This window comes from Pseudomonas sp. DrBHI1, from assembly GCF_002205115.1.
In the GTDB taxonomy this organism is placed as follows: domain Bacteria; phylum Pseudomonadota; class Gammaproteobacteria; order Pseudomonadales; family Pseudomonadaceae; genus Aquipseudomonas; species Aquipseudomonas mosselii.
This window is the reverse complement of record NZ_NIBE01000145.1, coordinates 1-283: the sequence shown is the minus strand read 5'-3', so window position 1 is coordinate 283 and position 283 is coordinate 1. Positions and strand designations below refer to the sequence as shown.

The 283-nt window shown below is 69.6% G+C and carries 1 protein-coding gene; it reads right to left on the bottom strand.

The genetic code is table 11. The annotated features are described in order from the left end of the window. On the bottom strand, positions 1–283 hold a 283-nt coding region (locus CC207_RS26425; RefSeq protein WP_143496185.1), incomplete at both ends, for a phosphopantetheine-binding protein.

Below are 283 nucleotides of genomic sequence, written 5' to 3'. Positions count from 1 at the left end.
AGGCACTGCCACTTCACGCCCCGAACCCACCGCCGCCGCTAGCGCCGCCAGCGTCGGCTGGGCGAACAGCACGCGCACGTCGGCATCCAGCCCGGCCTTACGCATGCGCTCGATCAGGCTCACCGCCAGCAGCGAGTGGCCACCGAGTTCGAAGAAGTGGTCATGGCGACCAACCTGCTCGACCTTGAGTACCTCGGCCCAGATCGCGGCCAGCGCGGTTTCGATCTCACCTTGCGGCGCCTCGAAGGCACGGCTGACCAGCGCCTCGCTGCCCGGCTGCGGC